Genomic DNA, 24,435 nt, shown 5'->3' with positions numbered 1-24,435 from the left:
CGGGCGCGGAGCGTGCGGAAAGCGCCGGCCCGGGGCGCGGGGCCGGGGCGCGGGCCGGGGGTGCGGGCTCGGAGCACCGGCCCGGGGCGCGAACCCGGAGGCACGAACTCGGGGCGGCGGCCCCCGGGCGGGGACCCGGGGCGGCGGGCTCGGCGAACTCGGAGAGCGGAACCCGAGCCTTCGAACCCGGGGTCCGAGCGCGAAGCGTCGGACCCGAGCCTCCCGTCCCGGAGCACCGGACCCGAGGCGCCAAGGGCCAAGGCGCCGGGCCCGGCCCCGGGGCGCGGCGGCCGGGGCGCGGCGGCCGGGGCGCGAACCCGGTGCGTCCATCCCCCCGCGCGCGCACGCGCCCGAACGCACGGCGACCGCCCGTCGCGCCCCCGTTTCGGGAGCGTGGCGGGCGGTCGCCCAAGGCTTCAGCGGCGCAAGCCGGTGGGATGCCTACTTCTTGTTGCGACGCTGCACACGCGTCTTCTTGAGAAGCTTGCGGTGCTTCTTCTTCGCCATGCGCTTGCGACGCTTCTTGATGACAGAGCCCACCGACAACCCTCGCTCACGTGACGTTTCTACCGCGCGGAGCCGGATCAGCCCGCACAACTGGGGTCAGCCTACTCGCCGCCCCGGCCCACCTCTAAACGAGGCGGTCCGTAATGCCCCCCTACGCTGTTTCCACGTAGGAGTCTCGCAGGTAGTCGTGGACGGCTTGCTCCGGAACTCGGAAGGACCGACCAACCCTGATGGCCGGCATCTCGCCACTGTGGACCAGGCGATACACCGTCATCTTGGACACCCGCATCACCGCGGCCACCTCGGCCACAGTCAAGAAGTTGACCTCGTTGAGAGGCCTCTCTCCAGAAGCCATGACGCACCGAACCATTCAGCACGCGTCGGGCGCCGGCTTCCCCTCCGGCGACTGCCACACGCACGTGCGTCCCTCCAGAGTAGTGGCGTGTGGTACCAGTGGGGAAGAGGAGTAGTTATCCCACCTGAATCGCCCATCAGGCTGCTTTACCGATCGATTCCGGACAGTCCGGACCGATCGAGCACGTACGCCATGACCGGCTCGTACAGGTGTGGCGCCACGTTGTCGTCCAGCGGGACGACCACCTCGACCCGCCCCTCCTCGGCCGCCACGAACAGCGCGGGGTCGTTGCAGTCCGCGAGGCCGATCGCCGCAACCCCCGCCTGACCTGCGCCTCCGGCCCAGCCGTGGTCCCCGATCAACAGATCCGGCAGCGGCTCGGACCCGGCCGCCAGCTCGGCCAGCATCGCCCGGATCCCGCGCGCGGAGTGGGTGTGCCGGAAATCTCCCGCGTCGTCCACCACCATCGCCACGTCGCCCCGATACCGGATCGCGCGACCCTGCCCGCCCTCGGCCGTGGGCGTGCGATAGCTCCACCCGGCGGCGGGGCGCAGGAGCGTACACCCCGCCTCGCACAACACGCGCGCCAGCGTGCGGTACCACTCGCCTAGGCCGTTCGGGTGGCCCGTGGCCACGATCACCCGCTCACGACGCTCGGCGGCGAGCGCGATCCGGTCCGCGTACGCGTCCAGCGCGGCCACGGTCAGGTCCGGGTCGATGGTGTCCTGCCCGCTGCGGTGGGCCGGGTCGGCCACCACTCCGCAACGGCGCACCATCAGCGCGAGTACGTCGTCCGCGGTCCACCGACCGTCCGGCTCCAGGCCGAACAGATGGCCGGGATGCCGCTCGCTCATCAGTCGGTAGTGCCGGAGGTTGTTCTCCCTCGTGGTCGCCACGTCGCCGGCGATCCGGCCGCGCACGAGATGGGAGCGAAGCTCCGAGGGGGTGGGAACCGCAACGGTCACGCACAGCTCCTTGGGTCACGGGTCGGGGTCACCGCAGGCGTCGGGACCACCGGGTCACAGGTCGAACATCGGGTCGAGGCCGTGCGCCGGGAAGACCGCCCGCCGGGTGGCCAGAATCGATTGGTCGGTGCGGTCCGCCGGGTCGTAGCCGGTGGAGAACGGCCGAAAATCGCCGGTCCCGCCGTCGGTCATCCGGTGCGGACCGGCCTGGCGGGTGAGCATCCGGACCTCCTCGCGCCAGTCGAGCGGCACCTCGCGGGTGGGCTCGATGGCATGGCCGGCCGCCTCCGCCACCAGGTGCGTCCACGAGCGCGGCACCACGTCGATCGTCGCGTAGCCCCCGCCGCCGGTGGCTATCCAGCGCCCGCCGGCGTGTTCGTGGGCGAGCGCGTGCAGCGCGGCGTGTGCCGTGCGCTGCGCGTCGAGGCTCAGCGCGAGGTGGGCCAGCGGATCGTCCACGTGGGTGTCCGTACCGTGCTGGCTGACCAGCACGTCGGGGCAAAAGTCCGCGAGCAGCGGCGGCACCACGGCGTCGAACGCGCGCAACCACGCGGCGTCGGCGATGCCGGGCGGCAGCGCGACGTTGACCGCGTAGCCCTCGGCGTCCGGCCCGCCGATCTCGCTCGCGAAACCGGTGCCCGGGAACAGGAAGCGCGGGCTCTCGTGCAGGCTGATCGTGAGCACGCGCGGGTCGTTCCAGAACGCCCGCTGCACACCGTCGCCGTGGTGGACGTCGATGTCCACGTACGCGACCCGCTCGGCGCCGAGTTCGAGCAGGCGCGCGATCGCGAGCGCCGGGTCGTTGTAGATGCAGAACCCGCCCGCGGCATCGGGCATCGCGTGGTGCAGCCCGCCCGCGAAGTTGATCGCGTGGTCCGCGCCGTCGGGGTGTTCCGGCCCGCGCCACACCGCCTCGGCCGCGGCGATCGAGGCGCCCGCGATCAGCGCGGACGCCTCGTGCATCCCGGCGAAGGCGGGGGTGTCCTCGGTGCCGAACCCGAACGTGCCGTCGGCGATCCCGGGGTCGAGGGAGGCGGCGCGCACGGCGGCGGTGTACACGTCGGTGTGCACCATGGCCAGGTCCGCGTCGGTCGCCGACTTCGGGCTGCGCACCCGCAGTTCGGGGAGGGTGTGCAGGCCGAACGCGCGGATCAGGTCGATGGTCAGGCGCAGGCGGACGGGGTTCATCGGGTGCCACGATCCGAAGTCGTACCCGGTCATCCCGTCGTCCCACAGCACGTGCACCGCTCGACTCATGCGATCACGCTACCGCCCGGGTCGGCTCCCGATCATCGGTCGTGAGCGGGTTCACCGTGCGGGGCGAAGGCGCGGGCGAGCGGCAGTACGGCGAGCACCAGGAACAGCGGCACGAGCATCGCCAGGCGGAACGAGGCCAGGTCGGCGATCCCGCCCACGAGCGGGGTGCCGATCAGGAAGCCGACGTAGTTGAAGATGTTGAGTCGGGCGACCGCCTCGTCGGCGTCCTCCGGCGACTGCCGACCGCCCGCGGCGAAGGTCTGCGGGACCAGTACGCACAGCCCCACGCCCAGGATCACGAAGCCGAGCAGGCCCACCGCGGCGTGCGGGGCGGCGAGTACGACCGCGAAGCCGGCCGCCGCGACCACCGCGCCGCCGCGGACCACCTCGACCATGCCCCAGCGGCGCACCGCGAGGTCGCCGACGCTGCGGCCGACGAGGGTGGTGACCATGTACGCGATGTAGGGGACCACCGCGAAGGCCTCGGAGCTGTCCAGCACCTTCTCCAGGTAGACCGCGCTCCAGTTGGCCACCGTCGAGTCGCCGATGTAGGCGAACGTCATGACCAGGCACAGCGGGATCAGCGGACGCCAGGGCAGGGTGCGGCGGGGCCGCTCCGGGTCGGCGGCCACGACCTGCGGCGCGTCGTCCGCGCGCAGGTAGCCGGGGCCGACCACGAGCAGGGCCGGCACGGTGAGCGCGGCTGCGCCCGCGTACATCGCGACCAGCGGCACCCCGCCCCACGCGCACAGTCCGGCCACGCCCGCCCCGGCCAGGCCGCCGAGGCTGTACGACGCGTGGAAGCCGAGCATGATGCTGCGCCCCGCGCGGGCCTGGATCGCCACGCCCTGCATGTTCATCGTGGCGTCCACCGCGCCCAGGGACAGCCCGAACACGAAGAGCACGATCGCCAACTGCCACAGCCCGTCCCCGGCGCCGACCCCGATCAGGGTGGCGCAGACGATCGGCTGGGACACCCGCAGCACGGTACGACTGCCGAACCGCCGGGCCAGGGCGCCCGCGATCACGCTGCCCACGCCCGCGACGATCGGCACCACGGAGAGCACCGCGGTGAGCGTGCCGTCGCCCATGTCGTAGCGGCGCTGGATCGCCGGGATCCGGGTGACGAGCAGCGCGAAGGACGCGCCCTGGATCAAAAAGCACGCGAGCAGGCTGAACCGCGCACGGCGCAGCGTCTCGTCCTTGGCCGACCCGGCGGCCGGTTCTCTCACCCGCATGGGCGAGCACGCTACCGACGGGTCACTTCCACGGACAGGGGCCGAGGAGATCTTTTGATGAACCGTCAGATTCGCCGACCGGACAAAACCTGGCGAAATCCGTCAAATGCCCAATAGTCCTGGCAGCTCGACCATGTCCTTGAACAGCGCGTCGGCGTCCGCGAGCCGTTCCGCCGGCGTCATCGCGGCGTGGCCGTACACGGTCATCCCGGCCGCCCGCGCGGCCTCGACCCCCAGCGGGCTGTCCTCGACCACCACGCAGCGCCCGGGCTCGACGCCCATGGTCGCCGCCGCGTGCAGGAACAGGTCCGGCGCGGGTTTGCCCCGGGCGACGTCCTGGCTGCTGAAGATCACCGATTCGGGGAAACGCCCGATCAGCCCGGTGCGGGTCAGCGCGAGCCGGATCCGCTCATGCGTGCCGGAGGAGGCCAGGCAGTACGGCATGCCCGCGGCGTCCAGCGCGGCCAGCACGTCGACGACCCCCGGCACCGCTTCGAGTTCGGCCCGGAATCCGGCGAACACCCGCTCGTGGTAGACATGATCGAAGTCCTCGGGCAGCGTGACGCCGTCTCGCTCGCGGACGATCGTGTGCACCCGGGCCATGGTGCCGCCGAGGTAATCGCGCAGCGAGTCCTCGTAGGCGGTGGGCACGCCGAGTTCGGTGAGCAGCGTGGCGAGCACCCGGTTGGCGATCGGCTCGCTGTCCACCAGTACGCCGTCGTTGTCGAACAGGACCAGCTCCGGCCTCACGACAGGCCCTCGGCGATCTCCTGGGAACGGTTGCTCGCGGCCTCCAGGGCGGCGAGCAGCGCGGCACGCACGCCGTGGTTCTCCAACTCGCGGATCGCCGCGATCGTGGTGCCGGCCGGCGAGGTCACCGCCTCGCGCAGCAGCGTGGGGTGCTCGCCCGAGTCGCGAAGCATCACCGACGCGCCGATCGCGGCCTGCACGATCAGGTCGTGCGCGGCGGCGCGCGGCAGGCCGAGCAGGATGCCGGCGTCGGTCATCGCCTCGACCAGGAAGTAGAAGTAGGCCGGCCCCGAGCCGGACAGCGCGGTGACCGCGTCCTGCTGCTTCTCCGGGACCCGGATGGTCTTGCCGACCGATCCGAAGATCTCCTCGACCCGCTCCAGGTGCGCCTCCGTGGCGTGCGCGCCGCCGGAGATCGCGCTCATCCCCTCGTCCACGAGCACGGGGGTGTTGGACATGACGCGCACCACGGGGGTGCCCGCGGTCAGGCGGGCCTCCAGGAACTTGGTGGTGATGCCCGCCGCACCGCTGACCACGAGCCGGTCGGCGGGTACGTGCGGGGCCAGTTCGTCCATCAGCACGCCCATGTCCTGCGGCTTGACGGTCAGGATCAGGATGTCGGCGGCCTTGGCGGCCTCGGCGTTGCTCACCGCCTCGACGCCGTAGCGGCGGCGCAGGTCCTCGGCCCGCTCGGCGCGACGGGTGGTGACGAGGAGGTCGTCGGGGCTCTTGCCCGCCCGGATCATCCCGGACAACAGCGCTTCACCGATTTTCCCGGTGCCGACGACGGCGACCCGCTGAGCCATGGCCCCACACTTTCTCGCGTTCCTGGTCCGTCAGGGGCACGCCCGGTGCCCACGATGGCCACCGTACGGTACGTACACGTGTCCGAGGGCGGGCCTCGACGCGGGTTCCGGGCCGCTCAGGGGGTGCGCCGGCGCAGGGTCAGCGCACCGAGCCCGAGCGCGGCGAGCACACAGCCGGCGATCACCGCGACATCGCGCAGCAGCAGGCCGGAGACCTCGTGCTCGGTGGAGAGCCGGGTCATCGCGTCCACCGCGTAGGACAGCGGAAGCACGTCGGAGACCGCTTCGAGCACCGGCTGCATGCGATCGCGCGGCACGAACAGCCCGCACAGCAGGAACTGCGGCAGGATCACCGCGGGCAGGAACTGCACCGCCTGGAACTCGGTGTCGGCGAACGCGCTCACCAGCAGGCCCAGGGCCATCCCGAGCAGCGCGTTCAGGACCGCGACGCACAGGATCAGCCAGGTCGGCCCGACCACGTCCAGATCGAGCAGCCCGATCGCGAGCCCGGTGGCCACCGCCGCCTGGAGCACCGCGACGATCCCGAACGCGAGCGCGTAGCCGCCGATCAGCTGCATCTTGCCGATCGGCATGGTGAGCAACCGCTCCAGCGTCCCGGTCGAGCGCTCGCGCAGCGTGGCCCGAGGCGACCAGGAACATCACCACGAACGGGAAGATCCCCAGCAGGGGCCCGCCGATGTGGTCGAACTGCTCCGGCCGGTCGTCGTAGAGCCAGTACAGCAGCGTGAGCAGCACACACGGCACCAGGAGCATCAGCGCGACGGTGCGCGGGTCGTGCCGCAACTGGCCGAGCACCCGGCGGGCGGTGGCGGTGGTGGCGGTGCCGGTCATGACGCGCTCCTCGGGGCCGATGCGGTCGCGGCGGTCGATGCGGCCGGTTCCGGCTCGGCGGCGGCGACCAGCGCCAGGAAGGCCGCCTCCGCGTCCCGGGTCCCGGTGCGGGCGAGCAGCGCCTCGGGGGTGTCGTCAGCCAGCAGCGCGCCGTCGCGCAGCAGCAACAGCCGCTCGCAGCGCTCGGCCTCGTCCATCACATGGCTGGACACGAGCAGCGTGACGCCGCCGGCCGCGAGCCGGTGGAACAGACCCCACAGGTCGCGGCGCAACACCGGATCCAGGCCCACCGTCGGCTCGTCCAGGACCAGCAGCTCCGGCGTCCCGAGCAGCGCGGCGGCCAGCGACACCCGGGCCCGCTGCCCGCCGGAGAGCCGGGCCACCGCGGCGTCCTGCCGATCGGTCAGGTCCACCTCGCGCAGCACCCGGTCGAGGTCGCCGGCCGAGGCGCCGAGGAGCCGGCCGAAGTAGCGCAGGTTCTCCCGCACGGTCAGATCCGCGTACACCGACGGCGCCTGCGTCACATAGCCGATCGCGCTGCGCAGCCGCCGATGCCCGGCGGGCAGCCCGAGCACGTCCAGCCGCCCGCTCACCCGCGCCTGCACGCCGACGATCGCCCGCATCAGCGTGCTCTTGCCGCACCCGCTCGGTCCGAGCAGCCCGGTGACACTCCCGCGCGGCACGGCGAACGAGACGTCGTCGAGCACCACGCGCCCGCCGCGCACGACCCGCAGCCCTTCGGCTCGGATCGCGTCCTCGCCATAATTCATCATGTGTTGAATATGCGCTTCCCCCCAAGCGCCGTCAAGCGATTCCCGACGATTCACCCAGGCGGCAACGGGGGCGACCATGTGGGCCGATCGACCCCGTGAGCCGAAAGGGGCGCCCCGGCCGCAGCCGGGACGCCCCTTCGAAAACGTGCTGCGCGCGACGCGTCAGTCGAACAGCGACACGTCCCGCACCGCGCCCTTGTCCGCGCTGGTGGCCATCGCCGCGTACGCCTTCAGCGCCGTGCTGACCACCCGCTCGCGCTTCGCCGGGCGGTACTTGCCCAGGTCGTGCAGCAGGTGCTCGCGCCGCTCGGCCAGCTCCTCGAAGGAGACCTCCAGCTCGATCCGGCGGTTGGGGATGTCGATGGTGATGATGTCGCCGTCGCGCACCAGCGCGATCGCGCCGCCGGCCGCCGCCTCGGGCGAGACGTGCCCGATGGACAGCCCCGAGGTGCCGCCGGAGAAGCGCCCGTCGGTGATCAGCGCGCACTTCGCGCCGAGCCCGCGGCCCTTGAGGAACGACGTCGGGTACAACATCTCCTGCATGCCCGGGCCGCCCTTGGGGCCCTCGTAGCGGACCACCACCACGTCGCCCTCCTTGACCCGCTTGGTCAAGATGGCGTCGACCGCCTCCTCCTGCGACTCGACCACCACCGCCGGGCCGGAGAAGGTCCAGATCGACTCGTCCACGCCGGCGGTCTTGACCACGCAGCCCGCCTCGGCGAGATTGCCGTACAGGATGCCCAGGCCACCGTCGCGGCTGTACGCGTGCGCCACGTCGCGGATGCAGCCCGAGGCCACGTCCAGGTCGAGCGAGTCCCAGCGCTCCGACTGGCTGAACGCGGTGGCCGAGCGCACGCAGCCCGGGGCCGCGTGGAACAGCTCGACCGCCTCGGCCGAGGGCGAACCGCCGCGCACGTCCCAGGTCTTGAGCCATTCGGCGAGCGAGTCGGCGTGCACCGAGGTGACGTCCTCGTGCAGCAGCCCCGCCCGGTACAGCTCGCCGAGCAGCGCCGGCACGCCGCCCGCGCGGTGCACGTCCTCCACGTGGTACGGCGCGTTGTTCGGCGCGACCTTCGCCAGGCACGGCACCCGGCGCGAGAGCGCGTCGATGTCGGCCATGGTGAAGTCCAGCTCGGCCTCCTGCGCGGCGGCGAGCAGGTGCAGGATCGTGTTGGTCGAGCCGCCCATCGCGATGTCCATCGCCATCGCGTTCTCGAACGCCTGGCGGGTGGCGACGTTGCGCGGCAGCACGCTCTCGTCGTCCTGCTCGTAGTAGCGCTTGGTGATCTCCACGATCGTGCGGCCGGCGCCCTCGTACAGCGCCTTGCGCGCGGTGTGCGTGGCCAGCACCGAGCCGTTGCCCGGCAGTGCCAGGCCCATCGCCTCGACCAGGAAGTTCATCGAGTTGGCGGTGAACATGCCCGCGCACGACCCGCAGGTCGGACACGCGGCGTCCTCGATGCGCTCCAAGTCCTCGTCGGAGACCTTGTCCGACGCGGAGTCGGCGATCGCGGTGATCAGGTCCAGGTGCGGACGCACCCGACCGTCCACCATCACCGCGGTGCCGGCCTCCATCGGACCGCCGGAGACGAACACGGCGGGGATGTTCAGCCGCAGCGCGGCCATCAGCATGCCGGGGGTGATCTTGTCGCAGTTGGACACGCACACGATCGCGTCGGCCTGGTGCGCGTTGACCATGTACTCGACCGCGTCGGCGATCAGCTCGCGCGAGGGCAGCGAGTAGAGCATGCCGGAGTGGCCCATCGCGATGCCGTCGTCGACGGCGATCGTGTTGAACTCGCGCGGGATGCCGCCGGCGGCGGAGATCGCCTCGGAGACGATGCGCCCGACGGGCTGGAGGTGGGTGTGCCCCGGTACGAACTCGGTGAAGCTGTTGGCGACCGCGATGATCGGCTTGCCGAAGTCCGCACGCTTGACGCCTGCGGCCATGAGGAGCGCGCGAGCGCCCGCCATTTCGCGACCGTGGGTGACCGTCCGAGACCTGAGTTGCGGCACTGCACACACCCTCTCAGCAATTCACCGGTGGATCCGGGTGCTTTCGAGCTTACGTCCGCGGCCGGGAACGACGGCGCGGCCGTCCACGATGCGACCGTCGGCGCACCCCGAGCGCCGGGCCGGCCGGGCCGTCGTGCCCGTGGGCGCGCGACGGCCGGTCAACCGTTCAGATGGCGCTGGAGGATCGGCGCGAGCCGGCGGACGAGTTCGGCCGCCGGCGTCGAGGCGATCGGCTCCAGGCACACCACGTAGCGGGTCAGCGCGACCCCGAGCAATTGGCTCACGCACAGATTCGCGCGCAGTGCCGCGTCCGGCCCGCCGATGCCCTCGGCCAGGCGCGTGGTCAACTCCGCGCCGATGAACTCGCGAAAAGCCGGATTGCCGCCCCCGTCCAGCACCACGGTGCGCAGGATGGCCAACAGCCGGGTGCCGGTGTCCGGCTGTTCCCACAACGCCACGAACGACTCGGCCAGCCGCTCGCCGGCCTGCTCGACACCGTGCGCGAACACCGTGCCGACCAGTGTCGCGGGGTCCAGCGGCAGGTCCATGGCCGCGATGAACACCCGGTCCTTGGAGCCGAAGTAGTGGTGCACGAGAGCGGGATCCACCCCGGCGCCACGGGCGATCGCCCGGACCGACGCGCCCGCGTAGCCGCGCGCGGCGAACTCGGTGCGGGCCGCCTCCAGGATCCCGGTCCGGGTCCGCGAGGCGTCCCCGCGCCGACCGGGCGGCCGGCCCGGACCGCGCCGCCGGACGTCGGGCGCGTCGGCGGCGGTCTTCGGGTCAGCCATGCCGGCGCTCCACCCCGGCCTCGGCCGCCAGGTGCAGCCGGGTGTACGCCAGCGCCTCGGCGAGGTCGGCCTCGCGCTCGGCGCGGCTGCCGCACCGGCGGGTGTTCACCTCCAGCACGACCGCGCCGGCGAACGAGGTGCGGGCCAGGTGCTCCAGGACTTCCGCGCACGGCTGGGTGCCGCGTCCCGGCACCAGGTGCTCGTCCTTGAGCGAGCCGCTGCCGTCGGCCAGGTGTACGTGCCCCAGCCGGTCGCCCATCCGGGCCAGCATGTCCAGCGCGTCCGAGCGCGAGGTCGCGGTGTGCGACAGGTCGAGGGTGAAGTGCCGGTAGTCCTCGTCGGCGGGGTCCCAGTCCGGCGCGTACGCCGCGACCTCCTTGTCCCGATAGCGCAGCGGGAACATGTTCTCCACCGCGAACAGCACGTCGGTCTCTCCGGCCATGCGCTCGATGCCGCGCACGAAGTCGCGGGCGTAGCTGCGCTGCCAGCGAAACGGCGGATGCACCACGACCGTGCGCGCGCCCAGCCGCATCGCCGCGTCCCGCGCGCGCACCAGCTTGGCCCACGGGTCGGTGCCCCACACCCTCTGGGTGATCAGCAGGCAGGGCGCGTGCACGGACAGGATCGGCACCGCGTGGTGGTCGGACAACCGGCGCAGCGCCTCGATGTCCTGGCTGACCGGATCGGTCGAGACCATCACCTCGACGCCGTCGTAGCCGAGCCGGGCCGCGATCTCGAAACCGTCCGCGGTGGACTCGGGGTACACGGAGGCGGTGGACAGGGCGATCTTGGCGTCGGGCACCCGCAACACCGCGTCCGGCACGCGTGCCGCGGCCGGGTCGGACCCCGTACCCGTGAGTATGTCGTGGTCGGCCACGTCGCCCAGAGTAGAACCATCGAAGGCCGGATCGACCTCGTCCCGCCGCATCGGCGCGTCCGATCCGAACCGAATCGCCACCCGACGCCCCGTCCGGCTCGACCTCATCGGCCCCGATCGGCCGGATTTCGTCCCGACCCGAGGCGTCGCCGCCGGCGGGCCTCAGTCCATCCAGTCCAGCCGGCGCAGGATGATCCCCTCGCGCAGCGCCCAAGGGCAAATCTCCAACGTGTTCACGTCGAACAGGTCCAACGCGGCGTCGGCCACTATGGCGCCCGCCACCAGCTGCGGCGCGCGTCCCACCGACACCCCCGGCAGCGCGGCCCGCTCGGTCGCGGTCATCGTCGCCAGCCGGGGCAGCCAGTCGGCCAGCCCGGTCCGGCTCAGCGAACGTTTGACGTAGGGGCCCTCCCCCGAGGACGGCGCGCCGGCGATCCGGGCGAGCTGCTTGAACGTCTTGGACGTGGCCACCACGTGGTCGGGTCGGCCGAGTCGGCTGAACTCGGCGACCGTGCGGGCGATCTCGGCCCGCACGTGCTTGCGCAGCACCCGTACCTCGTCCGCCGTGGGTGGGTCGGTGTGCAGCCAGTTCCGGGTCAGCCGGCCCGCGCCCAGCGGCAGCGAGGCGGCCGCGTCGGGCTCCTCGTCCACGCCCGCCGCGATCTCCAGCGAGCCGCCGCCGATGTCCAGGACGAGCAGCCGACCGGAGGACCAGCCGAACCAGCGGCGCACCGCCAGGAAGGTCAGCCGGGCCTCGTCCGCGCCGGTGAGCACCTGGAGGTCCACCCCGGTCTCGCTCCGCACCCGGTCGAGCACCGCCTCGGAGTTGGCCGCCTCGCGCACCGCCGAGGTGGCGAACGGCAGCAGGTCCTCGACGCCCTTGTCCTCGGCCACCTCGAGCGCCGCCGCCATCGTGCGGACCAGCAGATCTATCCCGTGCGGGGCGATGCCTCCATCCGGCTCCAGCAGCTCGGCTAGGCGCAACTCGCGCTTGTGCGAGTACGCGGGAAGGGGCCGAGCACCCTGATGGGCGTCGACCACGAGCAGGTGGACCGTATTCGAGCCCACGTCGAGAACACCGAGTCGCATGGTGACGAAGGTAATCCGTCGACCCGGGCGGGTGAGCGGGGGCGTTCCCTCGCTTGCCACGCCTTTGCCGAACCGGACATCCCGCCCGGCGCTCTACGCTGGTGGTGTGCCTGAGGTAGACCTGGATTTTCCGCGTGCTTGGTTCGAGTTTCCCGACCCCGACGACGCCGATCAGCTGTTCCGCTGCGATTTGACCTGGTTGACCTCGCGCTGGCAGTGCATCTTCGGTGCCGGCTGCCACGGCGTGGTGGCCGGGCGGGCGCCCGACGGGTGTTGTTCGCTGGGCGCGCACTGGTCGGACGAGGACGACGAGAAGCGGGTGCTGGCCTGGGCCGAAAGGCTGACCCCGCAGACCTGGCAGTTCCACGACCTGGCCGCCAAAAAGGGGGTCAGCGAGTTCGAGGACGGCGACAAGCGCACCCGGCTGGTCGACGGGGCGTGTGTGTTCCTGAACCGGCCCGGCTTCGCCGGCGGTGCCGGGTGCTCGCTGCACGCGCTCGCCCTGCGCGAGGGTGTGCATCCTCTGGAGACCAAGCCGGACGTGTGCTGGCAACTGCCGGTGCGGCGGACCTACGACTGGATCGACCGCCCGGACGAGACGCGTGTGCTGATGGTGACGATCGGCGAGTACGACCGCCGGGGCTGGGGCCCGGGCGGCCACGACCTGCACTGGTGGTGCACCGGGAGCACCGAGGCGCACGGCGCGGGCGAGCCGGTGTACGAGTCCTACGGGCCGGAGCTGCGCGAGCTGATGGGCGAGGCGGCCTACGCGGTCCTGGTCGAGGCGTGCCGGGCCCGGCTGGCCGGCGGTCGGCCGTTCGCGCCGCACCCGGCGGATCCGGTCGACTGACCGGGGCGCGGCCCGGCCCGGAGCGGGCCCGGCTCAGCCGCCGGCGGCCGGGCTGCCGCTCGGCGGCGGCGTGCTCGCGGGCGCGCTGGTCGGCGGCGGGCCCGACGAGGCCGGGTCGCCGGTGCGGCCCTCGATGGTGACCACGGTGCCGCCCGGCTCGATCACCACCTTGGCCGACCACGACCCCCGGGGCGCCTTCGCGGCGACGACCGAGATCGTGACGGTGTCCTCCTGCCCCGGCGCGAGCGTGCCGTGCGGTCGGCTCAGGCGCAGCCAGGCCGCCCCGGTCCGGGCCTGCCAGTCGACCGGGACCGCGCCGACGTTGCGCAGCGTGATCACGGTGCGGTCGCCGGTGTGGCCGGCCGTGACCAGCGGCGGTACGGGGGCGGGGTCGCCGGGCGGCGGCACGAACACGACGCCCGGCGCGATCGGGTCCGGCGGCGTCACGGGCGGCGCGACGGCGGCCGGAGCCGATCCGCGTCCGTGCGACGGGCCGCCGACACCGGGCCGCACGGCGGTCGCGGCCGGGGAGGCCGTCGGCGCGGCGGGCACGTTCGACCCGGTCCCGTCGGCGGTGTCCACGTGCGCCGACGCGATGGTGACCACCCTGGTGGGCGGCCCGGCGGCCGACCCGCCGGAGGCCTGCCACAGGGCCAGCGCGGGCGCGGCCACCACGGCGGCCACCACGACCGCCGCGATCACCGTGGCCCGGCGCCGATTGCCGCGCTCGACCACCCGGGCCCGAAAGACCGGGAAGCCGGCCCGGTCGAACTCGGCGACCCGGCGGGCGAGCTCCGGCGGCCGCTGGGCGGAGCGGCCCTTGCCCACCTCGCCCAGCACCTCGATCCGCAGCGCCGCGGGCGGGGCGACCAGCGCGAGGGCGACCGGCGCCGCCGCGGCGCCCGTGGTCGGTGCGAGCAGCGTCGCCGCGCGGCGCACGTGCGGCCCGCACCGCCGACACGTCTCGACGTGCGCGATCAGTCGTTCGCGCAGCGCCGAGGTGAGCCGCCCGGTGGCCAACTCCTGGCCCTCGGGGCAGCCGTGCGAGGCCTCGGCGCCCGCGACCGCCGCGCGGGTCCGGTCCACCTCGCGCCCGGCGCACAGGAGCAGGCTGCGGGCGTGCTGCTCGTCACAGCCGAGCACGGCGGCCAGGCCGCGCGGATCGAGCCCGTGCCGGACCGACAACTCCAGCGCCTCGCGCCGCTCCGGCGCCAGTCCCACCGCGTCGGGCCAGGCGAGTTCGTCCAGGTCGCCGCGCCGCCCGGGGACGCGCCCGGCCTCGGTGCCGGGGAACAGGTCGGTCGGCTCGTCGGCGTCGCCCGCCAGCGGCGGCAGGCTGCGCTCGTGCGCCCACACCACCCGTACGTCCTCGGGCCGGGCGGGCCCGGTGCCGACGCGCACGTGGGCGTCGAGGCGGACCAGGCACTCGTAGCGGGCGAGCGCGTACAACCACGGTTTGAGCAGATCCAGGTCCGGCAGTCGGCCGATGTGACGGTCGGCGAGCACGAACGTGCTGCGGAGGGATTCCGCGGCCGCCCGATGATCGCGCAGTACCGACAGGCAGTAGGTGTAGAGCCCTTCGGCGTAGGCGTCGTAGGCGGCGCGTCCCCACGAAAGCACCGCGGCGGGGGCCGATGCCCGGCCGGTTACCGAATCCGTCACGTTCGTGAACGTAGGTGTCGGAGAGCCGTCGACTCAGGCGATTTGCACTTTCATACGCCTTTCGAGGTCGACAATCATACTTTCGAGTGAATATCCGTCACCTTTGACCGAATTCCTTCGTCGCGCCTCCATGCGACGCCGGCCCTCCGGTGACCGTCAGCGAAACACCGGTCGGATTCGCCGAAACGGACACTGCCCACGTGGTGGCCGGTGCCCTGTCCGGATTTGCCGAGATCGTGATCGATATCGACTGGCCGTTGGCCAGTGTGCCGGCATGCGAACTCACCGTGAGCCAGTCGTTTTCCGAGACCGCCAGCGACCAGGTGACCGGCCCGCCGGTCGCGGCGAGCCGGACGGTCTGCGCGGCGCCGTCCGCGCCGAGGTCCACCGTCGAGCGGGACCAGGACAGGGTGCCCGGCGCCGCCGGATTGCCCTCGTCGGTGCCGCCCGATCGGGGAAGGGTGGCCGACCCGCCCGCGAGCGGGGCGCCGGCGTTCGTCGAGGGTTTGGCGCTTCGGCTCGTCCGCGCGGTCGGCTTCGCGGCGGCGGACCGGGTGCTCGGCGCCGAGGTCGGCACCGCCCGCGTCGTCGACGGCGCGGGCGCGGTACTCGGAACCACACTCGCCGAGGCGGCCGGTGTCTCGGCCGGATGCAGCGCCGGCGGTCGTTCCGGGAGCGGCGCCGTACTCAGCGCGATCGGCGTGTCGTGCTCGGCCCCGGGCCGCACCAGCACCGCCGTGCCGAGCACCAGCGCGACGGCCGTCGCACACGCGGCCACCACCGGCACCCGCGACCTCGGCCGACCCGTGCCCTTCGGAAAGCCGCCCCGCTCGACCGGATCCACCGGATCCACCGGTTCGGCCGCGCCGTCCGCGCGCAGCGCCATCCGGATCGCGTACGGCGCGTTGGCCGCCCCGCCGCCCGCGAGCAGCGCCCGCGCCTCCACCGGCCCCGGGCGCAGCGCCACGCAGTCCGGGCAGGAGTCGACGTGCAGGTGCAGCGGTTGCCGCAGCCCCGCCTCGACCGCGGCCCCCGCGTCCGGCAGCAGCAGCGCGAGTTCGGGACAGTCCCGCCGCGCGTGCGTGGCCACCGCGTACACCGCGAGCGCCTGCTCGAACTGCACCGGTCCGCGTGCCAGCAGCCGCGCCGCCCGCCGCTCGGACACGCCCAGCACGTCGGCCACTTCGGCGTCGCTCAGACGGTGCCGCGCCGACAGGTCCAGGGCGATCCGCTCGTCCTCGTCGACCGCCCACAACGCGTACGGCACCAGCGGCGCCAACCGGCGTCGATCGGGCACCGACCACCCCGCGCCCCCCGCCGCCAGGACCTGCTCGACCACCCCGGGACCGGGCCGCTCCAGCGCCGCCCGCTCGGCCACGACCCGCACCAGCGCGTACAACAGCGCCCGGCTCCGGCGCGGGTCGCGCAGCGCGCGGATCCGCTCCGGCGCGAGCGCCAGCGCCTCGCGCACCACCCGCTCGGCGACCCGGGGCGGGTACCCGAGCGCCACGCAGAAGCCGAACAACGCGTCACCGTGGGCGTCGTACAACGCCACCGCGTCGGGCATCGCGCCCGTTTCGTCCGTCGTCCCGGATTCCCGCACCGCACCGTCCCCCACCATGCCGCCACACGGTAGGCACAACGCCCGACCGCCACCATCGCTTTGCCCACCCGGTGACAGGATCAAGACATTCCGCCCGTGCCCGATCCCGGCCCTGTCTCCATTGTCGGCGCGGGCCGTTACGGTTCCTGGCATGGCCAGGACCACCACGAAGGATCGCCCGTCGTATCGCTGCACCGAGTGCGGCTGGACCGGGCCGAAATGGCTGGGCCGCTGCAACGAGTGCCACGCGTGGGGCACGGTCGAGGAGTTCGGCGCCCCCAAGGCCCGCTCGATCGCCGCCGGGCCGGTCACCACCGCAGCGCTGCCGATCGGCCGGATCGACGTACAGCAGGCCCGGTTCCGCCCGACCGGCGTCGACGAGTTGGACCGCGTGCTCGGCGGCGGCCTGGTCCCGGGCGCGGTCGTACTGCTCGCGGGCGAGCCCGGTGTCGGCAAGTCCACCCTGCTGCTCGACGTGGCCAGCAAGTCCGCGTCGCCGGCCGCCCGCACCCTCTACATCACCGGCGAGGAGTCGGCCGCCCAGGTCCGTCTGCGCGCGGGTCGGATCGGCGCGCTCAACGAGGAGCTCTACCTCGCCGCCGAGACCGACCTCGCCGCACTGATCAGCCACGTCGACGCGGTCAAGCCCGCCCTGCTCGTGGTCGACTCGGTACAGACCATCGCCTCGCCCGCGATCGACGGCGCGCCCGGCGGCGTGTCGCAGATCCGCGAGGTGACCGGCGCGCTGATCCGCATCGCCAAGGAACGCAACATCGCCACCGTGCTGGTCGGCCACGTCACCAAGGACGGCTCGATCGCCGGCCCGCGCCTGCTGGAGCACCTGGTCGACGTGGTGCTGCACTTCGAGGGCGACCGACACGCCCGACTGCGCCTGGTCCGCGCGATCAAGAACCGCTACGGCACCGCCGACGAGGTCGGCTGCTTCGAACTGCACGACGAGGGCATCACCGGCCTGACCGACCCCAGCGGCCTGTTCCTGACCCAGCGCGCCGAGCCGGTCTCCGGCACCTGCGTCACGGTGACCCTGGAGGGCAAACGGCCCCTGGTGGTCGAGGTCCAGGCGCTGGTGGCCCCGTCCCAGATCCCCACCCCGCGACGGGCCACCTCGGGCCTGGACTCGGCCCGGATCGGCATGGTGCTCGCGGTCCTGGAGCGGCGCGGCGGGGTGCGCCTGGAGAAAACCGAGATCCACACCGCCACCGTCGGCGGCGTCAAGCTCACCGAACCGGCCGCCGACCTGGCCGCGGCGCTGGCCCTCGCGGGCGCCGCCGCCGACCACCCGCTGCCGGCCAAGCTGGTCGCGGTCGGCGAGGTCGGCCTCGCGGGCGAGATCCGCCGCACCACCGGCGTACAGCGGCGGCTCGCCGAGGCGTTCCGGCTCGGCTTCACACACGCCTTGGTGCCGCCCGATCCCGGCAAGATCCCCAAGGGCATGAAAGTGATCGAGGTGGCCGACATCCGCGAGGCGCTGCGCGCGTTCAACCTGGTCTCCGCACGCGAGCGCCGGGACGACCGCACATGATCGACGGGGCCCGCCGACCGGGCCCGCGACACCCTCCCCAGCGCGCCCGGCCCCGCTCCCGGGCACCGTCCGGCAACTTTCCGGGTGCCCCGAGGAGTGACCATGTGTCGCCTCGGACATACTCGACACGCGGAGCGGCGCGCGCGACCCGTGCCGAAACACGGCTTCGAGTCGGTTGCGGCGACCGGTCGGCGGCCGGGAGGCACTAGACTTTTCCACCGATCTTCCGACGTAGCGGCCGACCTGTGTCGTCCGCAGGTCCTGAGGCGCTCCCGGCCGTGCATACCGGAGCAAATGCCCGGGTGACGGCCGATGGCCGGCCGAGGATGGCAACGACCACGGGGAGTTCTGTGGCTACGAATGACCGGACCGACAAGGGCACGAGTGCCGACGCGGCTCTCGTGAGGGCCGCGCTGCAGTCCGTGGCCCCGGGCACCGCCCTGCGCGACGGCCTGGAGCGCATCCTCCGGGGCAACACGGGCGGCCTGATCGTGCTGGGTTTCGACAAGACGGTGGAGGCGCTGTCCACCGGCGGCTTCGTGCTCGACGTCGAGTTCTCCGCGACCCGGCTGCGCGAGCTGTGCAAGCTCGACGGTGGGGTGGTGGTCGACCGCGAGTGCACGAAGATCGTCCGGGCCGGCGTGCAACTCGTCCCGGATCCGTCGATCCCGACGGAGGAGACCGGCACCCGGCACCGCACCGCCGAGCGGGTCAACAAGCAGACCGGCTACCCGGTGGTCTCGGTGAGCCAGTCCATGCGCCTGATCGCGCTCTACGTCAACGGTCGGCGGCACGTCCTGGAGGACTCGGCGGCGATCCTGTCCCGGGCCAACCAGGCGCTCGCCACGCTGGAGCGCTACAAGCTGCGCCTCGACGAGGTGTCGGGCACGCTGTCCGCCCTGGAGATCGAGGACCTGGTCACCGTTCGCGACGTGTGCGCGGTGTCCCAGCGGCTGGAGATGGTGCGCCTGATCGCCCGCGAGATCGACGGCTACGTCACCGAGTTGGGGGTCGACGGCCGGTTGCTCTCGCTGCAACTCGAAGAGTTGATCGCGGGTGTCGAGGACGACCGCAAGCTGGTCGCCCGCGACTACGTGCCGGAGCGTGCGATCAAGCGCGGCCGGACCGAGGCCGACGTGCTCGACGAACTCGACGGCCTGGCCCACGCCGATCTGCTCGACCTGCAGACGGTGGCCCGCGCGCTCGGCTTCACCTCGGGCCACGAGGTCCTCGACTCGGCGGTCAGCCCCCGCGGCTTCCGACTGCTCGCCAAGGTCCCCCGGCTCCCACCGGTGGTGATCGAGCGGCTCGTGGAGCACTTCGGCGGCCTGCAGAAGCTGCTCGCGGCCAGCGTGGACGACCTCCAGGCGGTGGACGGCGTGGGCGAGGCCCGGGCCCGCAGCGTCCGCGAGGGCCTGTCCCGCCTCGCCGAGTCCTCGATCCTGGAGCGCTACGTCTGACCGCTCGGCGGTGACACGGGAAGGGCCCCGGCGCTCGGCGCCGGGGCCCTTCCCGTTGTGTTCTCGTCCCGCGTTCGGATCCCGCCGTGTCGGTCCGCCGTTATTTGCCGACGGTGGCGGTGAAGATGAACTCGCCGGAGGGCTCCAGGCCCGCCAGCACGCCCTTGGCCCGGTAGGCGGCCTTGTCCGCCGGGGCGGCCTTGGTCTGTCCGCCGTTGGTGGCGCACTGCCGAGCGTCGGAGCGGGTCCAGCCCCAGTCCCGGGTGATCGACACGGCCTGCGAGGCGCCCTGCTGGATCTGGCGCAGGTCGGTGCCCGGGCCGGTCGCGCAGTCGGCCGAACTCCACAGCCGGTCGCTGCCGGACAACACCTCGATGTAGGCGTGGCTCGGCGCGAGGTCGACGTAGCAGGTGGGCCCGGACTCGTTGGTGACGATCACCTTCAGGGCCACGTTCTGCGAGGCGTTGTAGGCGCTCTTGCCCGCCTCCACCGGCTGGATCTGCACCCGGATCATGGCCGGCGTGCACCAGGTGCCCCCGCCCGGTGCGGGCTTGCCGCCACCCGGGACCGTGCCGCCGCCGGGGTTGCCCGCGCCGCCCGCCGACTGGCCGCTCTGCCCGCTCTGCCCACCGGGCTGACCGGAGGCTCCTGCCGATGTACCGGCGGAGGTGCCCGAGGTGCCGCCCGGCGTGCCCGTACTCCCGCCCGGGATCGGCGGGTTGGCGCCGTTGGTCGGGTTGGCCCCGGGCGTGATGGCGCTCGGATCGGGCGAGACCGAACCCGACGGGATCGGCTTCTTGTCCGAGGCGTTCTTCTTGTCGTCGGAGTCCCCACCGGCAGTGCATGCCCAGGCCACCAGCGCGATCAACAGCGCGAGGGCGAGCAGCACGACGACCCGCCGACGCCAATAGACGGTTGACGGCAGGTGACCCACGGGACGGCGCATCGAGTCCACGCGCAAACTCTAGGGGAGATCGTTACGCCGTCCGGTGTAGCCACACCGTCCGAAGCGTTGGATTTTCCGGCCGTGTCGCGCCCGAAGAAGCCCTGGTCGCGGGCCTATTCCGGCATTTGCGGGCAGAAGCCACCGTCACCCGCCCGAGTGAGCGCCCGTAACGTGCGAGGATCGGGGGGAGATGTCACACGCACTGCACGAGCCGATCCTCGACTGGTATTCGGCCAACAACCGCGATCTGCCCTGGCGCACCCCCGACGCGTCCGCGTGGGCGGTGGTGGTCAGCGAGTTCATGCTGCAACAGACCCCGGTGGCCCGGGTGTTGCCGGTCTACACGGCCTGGCTGGAGCGCTGGCCCACCCCCGCCGCACTGGCCGCCGACGAGCCGGGCGAGGCGGTGCGGATGTGGGGCCGGCTCGGCTACCCGCGCCGCGCCCTGCGCCTGCACGGTGCGGCGACCGCGATGGTCGACCGGCACGACGGCGAGGTCCCGCGCGCACACGCGGACCTGCTCGCGCTGCCCGGGGTCGGCGAGTACACCGCCGCCGCCATCGCCTCGTTCGCGTTCGGACAGCGGCACATCGTGCTGGACACCAACGTGCGCCGGGTGATCGGTCGGGCGATCGACGGCGTCGAGTATCCGCCGCAGGCCACCACGCCGGCCGAACGGCGCACCGCGACCACGCTGTTGCCCGCCGACGCCGAGACGGCGTCGACCTGGGCGGTCGCGATCATGGAGCTCGGCGCGCTGGTGTGCACGGCCAAGTCGCCCAGGTGCGTGGGGTGTCCGATCGCGGCGCTGTGCGCGTGGCGGCTGGCCGGCAAGCCCGCCTACACGGGTCCGCCGCGACGCGGGCAGACGTACGCGGGCACCGACCGCCAGGTCCGGGGCCGGCTGCTCGCGGTGTTGCGGGACAGCGCCGAACCGGTGGACCAGGCCGCGTTGGACGCGGTGTGGGACGAACCCGTCCAACGCGCGCGGGCGCTGGACGGGCTGGTCGCCGACGGGTTGGTGGAGCCGTTGGCGGCGGGTGTGTACCGCCTGCCGGCCGGTCCACTCAGTGACAGTACTTCTTCTCCGCGTCGATCGGATTCGTCGGAATCCGCATCGAATTCCGTTTCACCGAACCGGTGAAATTCTTCCAGAATCGGGACAACGACATCGGCTCGCGGGTCGCTTCCTGAAGTTCGCGAATTCCGCCGCAATTCAGCGCCCGACGGGCCGCCTCGACCTTTGCCGGGTCGACGTTGCGCAGGTCGAGCGGGGTGCCCGGCCGAGTGAAGTCGGCCAGAATCCATTCGATGTAGGTCAACTTGTCGTGCCCCGACCGGGTGCGGTAGTCGAGGTCGAGGTGTGCGCCGAGCGGATTCGCCAGGCCGAAGATGTCGATCGCCAGACCCGATGTCGGCACCAGCACGGCGGGCTGGCCGAGGGCGCCGTAGACGACCGAATCGGTGACCGGGACATGGTATTTGAGCGGCGCGGACCGGAAGTCGAAGTTCAACATCCAGAACTTGTCGGGCTCGTGGTAGTAGGTCAGATAGACGAACTGCGCGCCGGGCGTCGTCCGATCCGCCTGCCATTCCCTGCCGACCCCTTCGAGCCGCTTCACGAACGCCGCCCGATAGGACGCCGCGGTGACCGGGTTCGACTCGCCCGTCCAGGCCGTGTACCAGGTGCGGGTGTCCTCGATGTTCTTCGGCCCGAACCCCTGGTACGGCACCCGCATCGCCGCCGCGCAGACCAGCGACCACACGGCGAGCGCGGCCGCGGTACCCGCGTACAGCCGTTGCAGCGGCAGCACCAGGACCGGCAGCAGGAAGGCGAAGGTGCCCGGCAGCAGCAGCCGGGCGTGCATGAAGTCGCCGCCGACCACGATCACGTAGCCGAGCAGCACCGTGCCCGCGACCAGCGCCGTCCCGGTCAGCACCCGGATCCGGTAGCGCTCGAAGTCGCCCACCGAGCGGCCGACGGTCGCCAACAGACCGACCGCGACCACCGTCAGCAGCAGCGGCGCCCAGATGTTGTACGGGCTCGCGTAGTCCTCGAAGTACGTCCACCCGCGCCCGACGTCGGTCTTGGTCCCCTCCTTGGCGATCGCCGTGTTGGGCAGCAGCACGCCGTAGTAGCCCATCCGGAAGAGCTGGTACAGCACCGGCAGCAGCCCGCCGCACGCCGCGAGCACGGCCAGCCGCTTCCGCGTCGGCCGCAGCAGCAGCCAGGCGGCCACCGCGAACACGATGGTGCCGAGCGCGAGGTCGGGCCGCACCAGGACACCCATGCCGAGCGCGAACGAGGTCCACGCCTGGCGGCGGAACGAGGTCTCGCGGTCCAGCCGGACCAGCAGACACCAGCTCGTGCCCAACCAGACGAAGATCAGGCCCATCTCCAGGCCCGAGGTGGCGAAGTCCCAGAACGGCGGGAGCGCGGCGATCACGAGCGCGCCGGCGGGCAGCGGCCATCCGCCGCCGGGCAGGTCGCGGTAGAGCCGGCGAGTGCCCGCCGAGGCCAGCGCCAGGCCGACGACCGCGCAGGCGAGCGAGCCGTAGACCGCGACGGCCACCAGGTCGATCCCGGTCACCCCGCCGACCAGCGCGAGCAGCCACGGCCACAACGTCGAGGTCGCCGCCTCGGCCCGCTCGCCCACGTTGAAATTGGGTCCGTTGCCGTCCAGGATCTGCTGGGAGACGCGGACGAAGATCAGTCCGTCGTCGCCGATCCAGCGCCGCCGAAAGGCGGCCACGCCGAGCAGCAGGGCCGGGACCAGGACGACGGCGAGGGCCCATCCGGTCCGCGCGTCCGGCCGATACCACGGTCTTTGTGGCGATATTTCCGGACCGGAATTCTTCGCGCCCTCGACCGCGTGGTCCTCGACCAAGGCGCCTTCTACGCCCATCGTCCTGCCCCCGAGCTGTTGTGGTTCACACTTCGATCCGCGCGATAATAACATCGGTGAAATACGTGTTCGAATTACCCCTGCCCGAAGCCCGGCAATGCGATCGAAAACTGTATCGACCACCACGCCCGACATCGTCTTTGCGGGCCTATTCTTTTCCAACGTAACGAAATAACCGAGCGAACGCATTACCCGCCCACCCCGGCCCGAGCGACCGACGGTCCGAGGACCAGGGCCCCGGACCGCCCCTTCGCCGCGCGCCCCCGCTCCCCCGGCCGCCCGCGACGCGGCGCGGCGTTCTGCCCGGAATACCGGCGCGCGGCCCCCCGCCGGGCGAATACTGGTTGTGCACACGGCGGCTACGCAACGCGATCCGCCGCACAGCGCGGCGGTACACCGACAGCGAAGGGGGACGCGGTGATGGAGGACGCCGGCCACGACGAGCGCGGATCGGGCGACGCGATCCAGTGCATGGGCTGCCAGGGCACCGGCCTGGACACCTCGGGTCGGGTGTACCGCAGCCGGCACCGCGAGGTGTCGACGATCTGGGCGGGCACCCGCTGTCCGCACTGCCGGGGCACCGGTTGGCTGCGCAACGGCCCGACCGATCCCCCCGAGGGCTCCACGGGCGGCCCCTGGCGCACCGGCACCTGACTCGGGCGGACCCACCCTCAACCGCGCGCCGCACCACCCGCGACGGGTCGCAGATAACGCCGGAACCCCTGGGCGAGGGCATCGAACCCACAGGCCCGATAGAAGGCGTGCACCTCGGCGCCGTCGGCGGCGAGCAGTTGCACCTTGTAGCACCCGGCGTCGCCGGCGGCGGTGAGCGCGGCGGCCATCAGCCGCCCGCCGATGCCCCGCCGGCGATGCGACGCGGCGACCACGACGTTCTCCACGAACATGATCGAGTGCCCGCCCCGGGTCAGGTTGGGCAACACCACGCTGTCGACGGTGCCCACGACCGTCCCGTCCAGGTCGGCGACCAGCACCGTGCGCCCGCGTTGGGTGGCGATGTCCGCCCAGATCGGATGCGCCTGCTCGATCGGCAACGGCACGTCCCCGGGATGGAATTCGGCGTAGAGCGCGAGCAACCCCGACAGATCCCGGGCGGTCGCCGGGCGGATGGTCATGGTCATGCCGAGAGCCTACAAATCGGGACCGCCCGGGGCACGACGCCCGGCCGCTC

22 protein-coding genes and 1 pseudogene are annotated in these 24,435 nt (G+C 72.6%); 5 read left to right on the top strand and 18 right to left on the bottom strand.

Going from position 1 to position 24,435, the window contains the following annotated elements; all coding sequences use genetic code 11:
* Nucleotides 1-441: 441 nt before the first annotated feature.
* The 13 genes and pseudogenes from ACH4XV_RS26380 to ACH4XV_RS26320 form a co-directional block, all read right to left on the bottom strand.
* The gene (locus ACH4XV_RS26380; RefSeq protein WP_012854759.1) at nucleotides 442-540 is read right to left on the bottom strand and encodes a 30S ribosomal protein bS22; all 99 of its coding nucleotides are present in this window, start codon (nucleotides 538-540) and stop codon (nucleotides 442-444) included.
* A 118-nt stretch (nucleotides 541-658) separates the two neighbouring features.
* A complete protein-coding gene (locus ACH4XV_RS26375) occupies nucleotides 659-862 on the bottom strand; it encodes a helix-turn-helix domain-containing protein (RefSeq protein ID WP_020549639.1) in 204 nt (67 codons plus the stop codon).
* A gap of 146 nt (nucleotides 863-1,008) precedes the next feature.
* Nucleotides 1,009-1,827 (bottom strand): phosphatase, encoded by an 819-nt coding sequence (locus ACH4XV_RS26370; RefSeq protein WP_395793887.1) that lies wholly within the window; start codon nucleotides 1,825-1,827, stop codon nucleotides 1,009-1,011.
* 54 nt (nucleotides 1,828-1,881) lie between these two features.
* The gene (locus ACH4XV_RS26365) at nucleotides 1,882-3,084 is read right to left on the bottom strand and encodes an acetoin utilization protein AcuC (protein WP_395793885.1); all 1,203 of its coding nucleotides are present in this window, start codon (nucleotides 3,082-3,084) and stop codon (nucleotides 1,882-1,884) included.
* 32 nt (nucleotides 3,085-3,116) lie between these two features.
* Nucleotides 3,117-4,322 carry an MFS transporter gene (locus tag ACH4XV_RS26360; RefSeq protein ID WP_395793883.1) on the bottom strand — a complete coding sequence of 402 codons (1,206 nt, stop codon included), beginning with the start codon at nucleotides 4,320-4,322 and terminating at the stop codon, nucleotides 3,117-3,119.
* Between the two features lie 102 nt (nucleotides 4,323-4,424).
* Complete coding sequence (locus tag ACH4XV_RS26355) at nucleotides 4,425-5,072, bottom strand: HAD family hydrolase (RefSeq protein WP_395793881.1); 648 nt, start codon at nucleotides 5,070-5,072, stop codon at nucleotides 4,425-4,427.
* On the bottom strand, nucleotides 5,069-5,878 hold the full coding sequence (gene proC, locus ACH4XV_RS26350) for a pyrroline-5-carboxylate reductase (protein ID WP_395793879.1): 810 nt from the start codon (nucleotides 5,876-5,878) through the stop codon (nucleotides 5,069-5,071). The genes ACH4XV_RS26355 and proC overlap by 4 nt, the downstream gene beginning before the upstream one ends.
* A gap of 116 nt (nucleotides 5,879-5,994) precedes the next feature.
* Nucleotides 5,995-6,730 (bottom strand): annotated as a pseudogene (locus tag ACH4XV_RS26345) (ABC transporter permease).
* A complete protein-coding gene (locus tag ACH4XV_RS26340; RefSeq protein ID WP_395793877.1) occupies nucleotides 6,727-7,503 on the bottom strand; it encodes an ABC transporter ATP-binding protein in 777 nt (258 codons plus the stop codon). Before ACH4XV_RS26340 ends, ACH4XV_RS26345 begins: the two are co-directional and overlap by 4 nt.
* Before the next feature lie 162 nt (nucleotides 7,504-7,665).
* A complete protein-coding gene (gene ilvD / locus ACH4XV_RS26335; protein WP_379999112.1) occupies nucleotides 7,666-9,519 on the bottom strand; it encodes a dihydroxy-acid dehydratase in 1,854 nt (617 codons plus the stop codon).
* 158 nt (nucleotides 9,520-9,677) lie between these two features.
* Nucleotides 9,678-10,310 carry a TetR/AcrR family transcriptional regulator gene (locus tag ACH4XV_RS26330; protein WP_395793875.1) on the bottom strand — a complete coding sequence of 211 codons (633 nt, stop codon included), beginning with the start codon at nucleotides 10,308-10,310 and terminating at the stop codon, nucleotides 9,678-9,680.
* On the bottom strand, nucleotides 10,303-11,133 hold the full coding sequence (locus ACH4XV_RS26325) for a sugar phosphate isomerase/epimerase family protein (RefSeq protein ID WP_395794440.1): 831 nt from the start codon (nucleotides 11,131-11,133) through the stop codon (nucleotides 10,303-10,305). The genes ACH4XV_RS26330 and ACH4XV_RS26325 overlap by 8 nt, the downstream gene beginning before the upstream one ends.
* 216 nt (nucleotides 11,134-11,349) lie before the next feature.
* Nucleotides 11,350-12,276, bottom strand: coding sequence for a Ppx/GppA family phosphatase (locus ACH4XV_RS26320; protein WP_395793873.1), 927 nt, complete (start codon nucleotides 12,274-12,276; stop codon nucleotides 11,350-11,352).
* A 106-nt stretch (nucleotides 12,277-12,382) separates the two neighbouring features.
* Here ACH4XV_RS26320 and ACH4XV_RS26315 point away from each other — a divergent pair, with 106 nt between their 5' ends.
* Complete coding sequence (locus ACH4XV_RS26315) at nucleotides 12,383-13,126, top strand: hypothetical protein (RefSeq protein WP_395793871.1); 744 nt, start codon at nucleotides 12,383-12,385, stop codon at nucleotides 13,124-13,126.
* Nucleotides 13,127-13,159: 33 nt separating this feature from the next.
* Here the strand turns inward: ACH4XV_RS26315 and ACH4XV_RS26310 are convergent, their stop codons facing one another.
* Both ACH4XV_RS26310 and ACH4XV_RS26305 read right to left on the bottom strand, forming a co-directional pair.
* Entirely contained in the window at nucleotides 13,160-14,788 is a 1,629-nt protein-coding gene (locus ACH4XV_RS26310) for a hypothetical protein (RefSeq protein WP_395793869.1), read from the bottom strand.
* 97 nt (nucleotides 14,789-14,885) lie between these two features.
* A complete protein-coding gene (locus ACH4XV_RS26305; protein WP_395793867.1) occupies nucleotides 14,886-16,409 on the bottom strand; it encodes a hypothetical protein in 1,524 nt (507 codons plus the stop codon).
* A 133-nt stretch (nucleotides 16,410-16,542) separates the two neighbouring features.
* Here ACH4XV_RS26305 and radA point away from each other — a divergent pair, with 133 nt between their 5' ends.
* Together radA and disA are read left to right on the top strand one after the other, a co-directional pair.
* A complete protein-coding gene (gene radA / locus ACH4XV_RS26300) occupies nucleotides 16,543-17,934 on the top strand; it encodes a DNA repair protein RadA (protein ID WP_395793865.1) in 1,392 nt (463 codons plus the stop codon).
* A gap of 350 nt (nucleotides 17,935-18,284) precedes the next feature.
* On the top strand, nucleotides 18,285-19,394 hold the full coding sequence (gene disA / locus ACH4XV_RS26295; protein WP_395793863.1) for a DNA integrity scanning diadenylate cyclase DisA: 1,110 nt from the start codon (nucleotides 18,285-18,287) through the stop codon (nucleotides 19,392-19,394).
* A 100-nt stretch (nucleotides 19,395-19,494) separates the two neighbouring features.
* Here disA and ACH4XV_RS26290 read toward each other — a convergent pair whose 3' ends face one another.
* Nucleotides 19,495-20,349 (bottom strand): hypothetical protein, encoded by an 855-nt coding sequence (locus ACH4XV_RS26290; protein ID WP_395793861.1) that lies wholly within the window; start codon nucleotides 20,347-20,349, stop codon nucleotides 19,495-19,497.
* 181 nt (nucleotides 20,350-20,530) lie between these two features.
* On the opposite strand from ACH4XV_RS26290, the gene ACH4XV_RS26285 reads away from it, so the two are divergent.
* Nucleotides 20,531-21,484 carry an A/G-specific adenine glycosylase gene (locus ACH4XV_RS26285; RefSeq protein WP_395793859.1) on the top strand — a complete coding sequence of 318 codons (954 nt, stop codon included), beginning with the start codon at nucleotides 20,531-20,533 and terminating at the stop codon, nucleotides 21,482-21,484.
* Here ACH4XV_RS26285 and ACH4XV_RS26280 read toward each other — a convergent pair.
* Nucleotides 21,408-23,246 (bottom strand): hypothetical protein, encoded by a 1,839-nt coding sequence (locus tag ACH4XV_RS26280; protein ID WP_395793857.1) that lies wholly within the window; start codon nucleotides 23,244-23,246, stop codon nucleotides 21,408-21,410. The two genes, ACH4XV_RS26285 and ACH4XV_RS26280, sit on opposite strands and share 77 nt — an antisense overlap.
* A gap of 417 nt (nucleotides 23,247-23,663) precedes the next feature.
* Here ACH4XV_RS26280 and ACH4XV_RS26275 point away from each other — a divergent pair, with 417 nt between their 5' ends.
* On the top strand, nucleotides 23,664-23,900 hold the full coding sequence (locus tag ACH4XV_RS26275) for a hypothetical protein (protein WP_379999092.1): 237 nt from the start codon (nucleotides 23,664-23,666) through the stop codon (nucleotides 23,898-23,900).
* Nucleotides 23,901-23,917: 17 nt separating this feature from the next.
* Here ACH4XV_RS26275 and ACH4XV_RS26270 read toward each other — a convergent pair whose 3' ends face one another.
* Entirely contained in the window at nucleotides 23,918-24,385 is a 468-nt protein-coding gene (locus ACH4XV_RS26270; protein WP_379999090.1) for a GNAT family N-acetyltransferase, read from the bottom strand.
* Between the last annotated feature and the right edge of the window lie 50 nt (nucleotides 24,386-24,435).

The sequence above is a fragment of the Embleya sp. NPDC020630 genome, assembly GCF_044334985.1.
Taxonomy (GTDB): domain Bacteria; phylum Actinomycetota; class Actinomycetes; order Streptomycetales; family Streptomycetaceae; genus Embleya.
The sequence above is the reverse complement of the archived record's forward strand: the minus strand, read 5'-3'. Positions and strand labels throughout refer to the sequence as shown.